Raw genomic sequence first — 7872 nt, 5'->3', positions numbered from 1 at the left:
GCACCTGCGGTGCCGAGATGACCGCCGAGACGATCCGGGGGCTCCGGCGGTACATCTGCCGGTGCAGCCGTGCCGTGCCCGCCGACGAGCTCGACGTGCTGGTGCTCGGCCGGGTCTACGACCGCAGACGGTCGACCGGCCGGGCCGACCCGGTGCGCCTGTGCGACGAGGCCCACCTGGTCGACACGTACCTGCGCGGTGTCACCGTCGGCGTCGACTGGACCCGACCGGTGATCCGCTGGGCGGAGGTCGGGCCTACCGTGACGGCTCTGGAAGGTCGCAGTCGACCTTCGGGTTGACGCCGAAGTAGTTCAGCGGCCCGGCGATGATCGTGACGATCGTGTTGCTGGCCTCCGCGCAGTTGGTGTCGTCGTTGCTGAAGTAGCCGCGCTGCCCGGCCGCGATCGCACCGATGACGAGCCAGATCACGACTATCAACCCACCGATCCCGGTTGTGCGCACAGTCCCTCCCAGGTCCACTCATCCCGCGTGCGCGGGTGTGGCCTGATACCCGGTCTGTGCGTGGCGGCAAACCCAGGGGGTTTCGTGCGGGTCAGGGTGGTGCTACGGCGAGGTTCAGGCGGCGTCCGGGTGTGCGCGGAGGGTGGTCGGATACCGGAGTTGTATCCGGCCGCGCTCCGCGTGCGCCCGGGCGTCGTCTGGGCCCGGCGGAGTGCCGCCCTGGCCCGCACGAGACCCCCTAAAGAATCTCGTAGGCGTCGATGGTGAGGAACTCCGGCATCGTGTCGCCGAGGGTGACCGAGGTGAAGACGGCCTTCGTCTCGTCCGGGCGGCCCTTGTGCCAGACGTCCTCGCCCACCTCGGCGCGGATCTTCGCCATCTCCTCGTCGAGCACGTCCGCGACGAGCGACCGGGTCACGGTGCGGCCGTCGTCGAGCGTCGCGCCGTGGCGGATCCACTGCCAGAGCTGGGATCGGGCGATCTCCGCGGTGGCCGCGTCCTCCATCAGGTTGTTGATGCCGGCCGCGCCGCGGCCCGAGAGCCAGAACGAGATGTAGCGGAAGCCGACGCTGACGTCGTTGCGCAGCCCGGCCTCCGTGATCGCGCCCGGGGTGGCCGCCGCGTCGAGCAGCTCGCCGGCCTTGACGGCGACGTCGTCGCGCTGCCGGTCGATCTGGTTCGGCTTGTCGCCGAGCACCGCGTCGAACTCGGCGGTCGCCACCGGGACCAGGTCCGGGTGGGCGACCCAGGTGCCGTCGAACCCGGCGCCCGCCTCGCGCCGCTTGTCGGCCCGGACCGCGTCGGTCGCACGCTCGTTGGCCGCCGCGTCGGTGCGGGACGGGATCAGCGCGGCCATGCCGCCCATCGCGAACGCGCCGCGCCGGTGGCAGGTGGCCACGAGCAGCTCGGTGTACGCGCGCATGAACGGCGCCGTCATCGTCACGGACAGCCGGTCGGGCAGGACGAACGCGGGGTTGTCCCGATAGGACTTGATCATCGAGAAGATGTAGTCCCAGCGGCCGGCGTTCAGGCCGTACGAGTGGTCCCGCAGCTCGAAAAGGATCTCCTCCATCTGGAACGCGGCCGGCAGCGTCTCGATCAGCACGGTGGCCCGGAAGGTGCCGTGCGGCAGGCCCAGCGCCTCCTGCGTGAACACGAACACGTCGTTCCACAGCCTGGCCTCGAGGTGGTGCTCCATCTTGGGCAGGTACAGGTAGGGCGCCTTGCCGCGGTCGAGCAGCGCCTGGGCGTTGTGGAACGCGAAGAGCCCGAAGTCGACCAGCGAACCCGACGCGCGGTCGCCGGACGGGGCGACCAGGTGCTTCTCCGACAGGTGCCAGCCGCGCGGCCGGACGAGCAGGGTCGCGATCTCGTCGCGCAGGGCGTAGTGCCGGCCGTCGGAGGCGTCGTAGGAGATCGAACCGCGTACCGCGTCGACGAGGTTGACCTGCCCCTCGACCTGGTTGCTCCAGGTCGGGCTGTTGGCGTCCTCGAAGTCGGCCATGAAGCCCTTGGCGCCCGAGTTGAGCGCGTTGATGACCAGCTTGCGGTCGGTCGGCCCGGTGATCTCGACCCGGCGGTCGGCGTAGTCCGGCCGGGGCGGCACGACCCGCCAGTCGCCGCCGCGCACGTCCGCGGTCTCCGGCAGGAAGTCGGCGGGCGCGGACCGTTCCCGGCGCGCCGCCACGAGTGTCCGCCGGCGGGCGTCGAACCGCTCGTGCAGCTCGCCGAGGAAGGCCAGCGCCTCCGCGGAGAGGATCTCGGCGCGGCCGCGCTCGCTCAGGTCGGTCTGGTCGACGGGGCGCAGCGTCATGGCGCGACTCCTCGGATGGATGCGTCCAGCAGGGTCATCGGATGGTAGATCGGAACCGCCCGGTCGCGGCCCAGGTGCGCGGTGATCTGCAACGCACAGCCGGGGTTGGCGGCCGCGATCGCGTCGGCGCCGGTCGCCGCCAGGTTGTCGGCCTTGCGCTTGCCCAGTGTGGCAGCCGCGTCCGGCTGCAACAGGTTGTAGATGCCGGCCGAGCCGCAGCACAGCTCCCACTCGCGCGGCTCGACCAGGGTCACGCCGGGGATGCCGCGCAGCAGCGCCCGCGGCGGGATCCGCACGCCCTGGGCGTGCGCGAGGTGGCAGGCGTCGTGGTACGCCAGATTCAGCTCCAGCGGGTGCCGGGTGGCCTGCGCCGGGTGGGCGTCGAGCAGCTCGTGCACGTCGCGGACCTTGGCGGAGAACGCCGCCGCCCGTGCGGCCCAGGCCGGGTCGTCGGCCAGCAGGTGCCCGTAGTCCTTCATCGCCGAGCCGCAGCCGGCCACGTTGACCGCGATCGCGTCGAAACCCTCGTAAGTCGCGATGGTCTGCCGGGCCAGCCCCAGCGCCTCGGGCTCGAACCCGGAGTGGAGCTGCAGCGCGCCGCAGCAGCGGGGGCGGCGGGGCGCGTGCACCTCCCAGCCCTCGGCGGCCAGCACCCGCACCGTGGCCGCGTTGACGTCGCCGTAGAGCACGCGCTGGATGCAGCCCTGCATGAACGCCACCCGGCCGCGGGGCTCGACGCCGGCCGCCGCCGGGGTCACCACGGCGAGCTGCCTGGTCGCCGCCCGCATCGGCACCTTGGGTGCGAGGGCCAGCAGGGCGCCGATCCGGGTACGCAGCGCCCGGTCACCGAACAGCGACGCGAGCCGCAGCCGCCCCTGCGCCGCGATCGCCGGCACCATCGCCCGCAGCCGGCCGGGGTGGGTGAACAGCGCGAAGATGGCGGCCCGGTGCAGCCGCTCGGTGCGCGACCGCAGCGGGCTGCGCTCGAGCTGGGGCCGGACCTGCTCGATGAGCCGGTCGTACTGGACACCCGACGGGCACGCGGTCACACACGCCATGCAGCCGAGGCAGCGGTCGAAATGCTCCATCATGGACGACGAGAGGGGATCCTCGTGGCCGACCCGCATGAGCAGGATCCGCCCGCGCGGCGAGTCCATCTCGTTCTCGAACACCGCGTAGCTCGGGCAGGTCGGCAGGCAGAAGCCACAGTGGACGCAGTCCTTGATCAGCTCCGGGTCCGGCGGCCGGCTCGCGTCCCACGCGGTGTCGGTCATTCAGATGCCTCCCACGTACGTGCCGGGCCGGAACATGCCCGCGGGGTCGAACCGCGCCTTGACGCGGCGCATCAGCGCGAGCGTGCCCGGGTCGGGTGCGGGCCAGGGCGCGTCGACGAGCCCGGCGCCGTCGAGCACGACGGTCGGGCGCGGCGCGAGGGCCGCGCGGGCCGCAGCCACGCGGGCCGCGAGGTCGTCGCCGGCCGGGAAGGACAGGTAGGAGACGCCGAGCGCGGCCCGCGAGACGACCGTGGCCTCACCGGCGGCGGCGAGCACCGCGGGCAGGTCGGTCGGCAGGGCCGAGACCTTGACCACGGCCGGGCCCCGCTGGGCGGAACGCTGGGCGGCCCAGATCGACTCGTCGTCGGCGACCACGCTGACGTCGACGTCGCGGAGCAGCTTGGCCGCGTCGGCGGCCCGGGCCTCCGCCGTCACCCCGCCGAACCGGACCAGGAGCCGGCCCTCCCCCGACCGCCAGGAGACGTCGAGCGCCATCGCCTCCAGCGGGTGGCGGGACATCGCGCGCACCGCACCGGTCAGCGTGCCCGGGTCCGCCGTCGCGGCGACCACGGTGGCGGTGCGGGCCGGCAACGGGTGCAGCCGGACCGCGACCTGGGTGACCAGGCCGAGCGTGCCGTACGAGCCGGCGAACAGCTTGCCGAGGTCGTACCCGGCGACGTTCTTGATGACCGTGCCGCCGGAACGTGCGACCGAGCCGTCGGACAGCACCACGGTGATGCCGATGACCAGGTCGCGGACGCCCCCGTAACGGTGCCGGGCCGGCCCGGAGTCGGCCGTGGCGACCAGCCCGCCGATCGTGCCGCCCCGGTCGGGCGGGTCGAGCGCCAGCCACTGGCCCTCGCGCCCGAGGTGCCGCTGCAACTCGGCGAGCGGGACGCCGGCCTGCACGATCGCGGTGAAGTCGCCGGGGTTGTGCGCGACGATCCGGTCCAACCCTCCGGTGTGGAGGGTCACCGTCCCGGGCGCGTCGCCACCGCCCCACTCCGCGCGACTGCCGGCGCCGACCGGTCGTACCGTGGCGTCCGAGAGCCCGGCGAGCGCGGCCGCCGCCTCCTCGGTCGAAGCGGGACGCACCGCGGACGCCGTCGTCATCAGAACCGCTCCGCCAGACCGGCGGCTTCGAGCGGATGCTGCCGATAGACCCCCGGCACCTCGCCGCACAGCCGGGGCGTCGGCATCACCTTGCCCGGGTTGGCCCGGCCCTCCGGGTCGAACGCGCAGCGCAGCCGCTGGAACGCGGCCAGGTCGTCCTCGCCGAACATCTTGGCCATGTGCTTGCGCTTGTCGACGCCGACCCCGTGCTCGCCGGTGATCGACCCGCCTGCCTCCAGGCACACGTCGAGGATGCGGCCGGCCAGCTCCTCCGCCCGGGCCGCCTGGCCCTCGACGGCGGCGTCGAAGCAGACCAGCGGGTGCAGGTTGCCGTCGCCGGCGTGGAAGACGTTGGCGACGACCAGACCGTATTCGGCGGCCAGCTCGTCGATGCGGACCAGCACGTCCGGCAGCGTGGTGCGCGGCACGACGCCGTCCTGCACGAAGTAGTTGGGCGAGATCCGCCCCATCGCCGGGAACGCCGACTTGCGGGTCTTCCAGAACAGCGCCCGCTCGGCCTCGTCGCGGCTGACCCGCACGTCGTCGGAGCCCTGGGCGACGCAGATCTCGGTGACCTGGGTGAACTGCGCGTCGCACTCGGCCTCGGCGCCGTCGAGCTCGACCAGCAGCGCCGCGCCCCGGCCGACCGGATAGCCGGCGTGCGCCATCTCCTCCGTCGCGCGGATCGTGGTCGCGTCCATCATCTCGATCGCGCCCGGCACGATGCCCGCCTGCACGATCGCCGAGACGGCCGCACCGGCCTGCCGGGTCGAGTCGAAGAACGCGACGAGGGTACGCGTGGCCTCCGGCACCGGCACCACGCGCAGCCAGATCTTCGTGGCCACCCCGAGCGTGCCCTCGGAGCCGACGAACGCGCCCAGCAGGTCGTACCCGGGCGTGTCCAGCTCCTTGCCCCCGATCGTCACGAGCTCGCCGTCGGGCAGCACCACCTCGAGGCCGGTCACGTAGTTCGTGGTGAAGCCGTACTTGAAGCAGTGCGCGCCGCCCGAGTTCTCCGCGACGTTGCCGCCGATGGTGCAGACGATCTGGCTGGACGGGTCGGGCGGATAGAAGAAGTCGGGCGCGACCGCGGTCGAGACGGCGGCGTTGGTGACACCGGGCTCGACGCAGACCCGCCCGTTGTCGAGGTCGACCTCGAGGATCCGGTTGAGCCGGGACAGCACGATCAGCACGCCGTCCTTGACCGGCAAGGCGCCGCCGGACAGGCCGGAACCCGCGCCCCGGGCCACCCAGGGCACGCCGGCCTCGGCGCACAGGGCGACGCACTCGCGCACCTGCCCTCCCGTGCCTGGCAGCACGGCCAGGCGCGGGACCTGCTGATATTGCAACAGGCCGTCGGACTCGTAGGTGCGCAGGTCGTGTTCGTCGAGCAGCAGCCAGCGGTCGCCGACCACGCGACGGAGCCGCTCCACCAGTTCGTGCCCGTCCATCACCCCTGACCTTACGCCCGGACGCCGGTGATCGCGCCTGTTGCCATGACCACCTTCGATGGACGACCATGGATCTCTACCCGGGGGCACTTCCACGCAAGGAGGCGCCATGGATCAAGCGTTCGACGTCCGTCCCGATTCACCGGGCTCCGCACAGCTCGGCGTCAGCCGGCCACCGCTCGCCGTCGCCGACCTGCCCGACCCGGAGGAGGTGTTCGGGGTCCGGAAGATCGGGCCCCGTGAGCTGTTCCAGTACGCGGTGGGGCCGAGCCTGATCGCGCTCGGGATCTCCATCGGCAGCGGCGAGTGGCTGCTCGGCCCCCAGGCCGTCGGCCAGTACGGCTTCGTCGGCGTCGGCTGGGTCATCCTGGTCTCCGCCGTGCTGCAGACGTTCTACAACGTCGAGTGTTCGCGCTACGTGCTGGCGACCGGTGAGGCTCCGGTGGTCGGCTGGGGCCGGGTGCCGCCCGGCTTCAAGCTCTGGGTCCCACTGTCCGTCTTCGTCATCATCTTCGCGTTCATCGCGGGCGGCTGGGCGGCCTCCGCCGGGCAGGGCGTCTACGCGCTCGTGCACGGCGCGGTGCCACCAGCCGGCGCCGAAGAGCCACGGATCTGGGCGATCGCCCTGCTCCTGCTGGTCTTCCTGATCACCGTGGCGGCGAAGCGGATCAGCCGGGCGCTCGAGCTGGCCAACTGGGTGATGGTCGGCGCGATCCTGGTCGGCCTGCTGCTGATCGACCTGTTCGTGGTGCCGTTCGAGCTGTGGTGGGACGGCATCCGCGGGTTCTTCACGCCGGCGGCACCGCCCGACGGCATCACGGCCACCCAGCTCGGCGGCCTCGCCGGCTTCACCGCGCTGGCGTCCGGGCTCAACTGGTACGTGATGGGGCACTACCGCGACAAGGGCTACGGCATGGGCTTCCGCACCGGCTACATCTCCGGTCTGCGCGGTGACCGCAAGGAGATGCTGGCCACCGGCGTCACGTTCCCCGACGACGCGGCCAACACGGCCCGCTGGAAGCGCTGGTACCGCCTGCTGATCGTCGACATGTGGGGCGTCTTCTTCATCGGCGCGATGCTCGGCATGCTGCTGCCGACGATCCTGATGGCGCACGCCGTCGAGGTCTCGGGCCAGCGGCCCACCGCCGCGTCGGTGCCGACCTTCGTCGCCTCGGCGCTCGACGCGGAGTACGGCCGGTGGATGTTCTACATCGCGCTGATCCTCGGCGTGCTGGTGCTGTTCAGCACACAGCTCGGCATCTTCGAGGGCATGGTCCGGGTGACCACCGACGCCGCGCACGCCACGAGCCCGCGGCTGCGCCGCCTGCTGGAGGGCGACCCGCGGCGGTTCTACTACCCGTTCATGCTGGTGCTGCTGGTGGTCATCGCGGTGATCCTGCACCTGGCTGTGCCGGTCAACCTCGTGCAGTGGTCGGCCAACATGTCCAACTTCGGCGCGCTGATCTACCCGTTCATGCTCATGTATCTCAACGCCCGGCTGCCGAAGGCGGCCAGGCCGCGCCCGTGGCACTACGTGCTGCTGGGCATCAACGTCGTGTTCTTCGGCTTCTTCTTCATCAACTTCATCGCCGACTTCTTCGGCGACCCCCTGGTCGTGTTCTGACCGTCTCCACCCCCGGGAACCCCTCGACCGGCGGACCTCAGCGCGACCCGGTACCCGGTGCTGTATCTGCTGCACGGGCGCGGCGACACCATGCAGGCGTGGACCCGGGTCAAGGCCGACCTGGACCGGCTGATC

General features: G+C 72.1%; 7 protein-coding genes. 2 read left to right on the top strand and 5 right to left on the bottom strand.

Translation table 11 applies throughout. From position 1 onward, the window contains the following. On the top strand, nucleotides 1-299 hold a 299-nt coding region (locus tag AB0H87_RS34470; RefSeq protein WP_360155454.1), incomplete at its 5' end, for a hypothetical protein. Here the strand turns inward: AB0H87_RS34470 and AB0H87_RS34465 are convergent. From AB0H87_RS34465 to AB0H87_RS34445, 5 genes are all read right to left on the bottom strand, one after another. Further along, nucleotides 256-462, bottom strand: coding sequence for a hypothetical protein (locus AB0H87_RS34465; RefSeq protein ID WP_360155451.1), 207 nt, complete (start codon nucleotides 460-462; stop codon nucleotides 256-258). The genes AB0H87_RS34470 and AB0H87_RS34465 overlap by 44 nt on opposite strands. 238 nt (nucleotides 463-700) lie before the next feature. Continuing rightward, on the bottom strand, nucleotides 701-2275 hold the full coding sequence (gene aceB, locus AB0H87_RS34460) for a malate synthase A (RefSeq protein ID WP_360155448.1): 1575 nt from the start codon (nucleotides 2273-2275) through the stop codon (nucleotides 701-703). After that, nucleotides 2272-3549: a (Fe-S)-binding protein gene (locus AB0H87_RS34455; protein ID WP_360155446.1), complete on the bottom strand. Its 1278-nt coding sequence runs from the start codon at nucleotides 3547-3549 to the stop codon at nucleotides 2272-2274. Before AB0H87_RS34455 ends, aceB begins: the two co-directional genes overlap by 4 nt. Next, on the bottom strand, nucleotides 3550-4662 hold the full coding sequence (locus tag AB0H87_RS34450; protein WP_360155443.1) for an FAD-binding oxidoreductase: 1113 nt from the start codon (nucleotides 4660-4662) through the stop codon (nucleotides 3550-3552). Then, entirely contained in the window at nucleotides 4662-6113 is a 1452-nt protein-coding gene (locus AB0H87_RS34445) for an FAD-linked oxidase C-terminal domain-containing protein (protein WP_360155440.1), read from the bottom strand. Before AB0H87_RS34445 ends, AB0H87_RS34450 begins: the two co-directional genes overlap by 1 nt. Before the next feature lie 109 nt (nucleotides 6114-6222). On the opposite strand from AB0H87_RS34445, the gene AB0H87_RS34440 reads away from it, so the two are divergent. Then, nucleotides 6223-7737, top strand: a complete 1515-nt coding sequence (locus tag AB0H87_RS34440) for an Nramp family divalent metal transporter (RefSeq protein WP_360155437.1) — start codon at nucleotides 6223-6225, stop codon at nucleotides 7735-7737. Nucleotides 7738-7872: the final 135 nt, after the last annotated feature.

Source organism: Asanoa sp. NPDC050611, from assembly GCF_040654855.1.
GTDB lineage: Bacteria > Actinomycetota > Actinomycetes > Mycobacteriales > Micromonosporaceae > Asanoa.
Note: the sequence above shows the minus strand (reverse complement) of the source record. Positions and strands in the feature narration are given on the sequence as shown.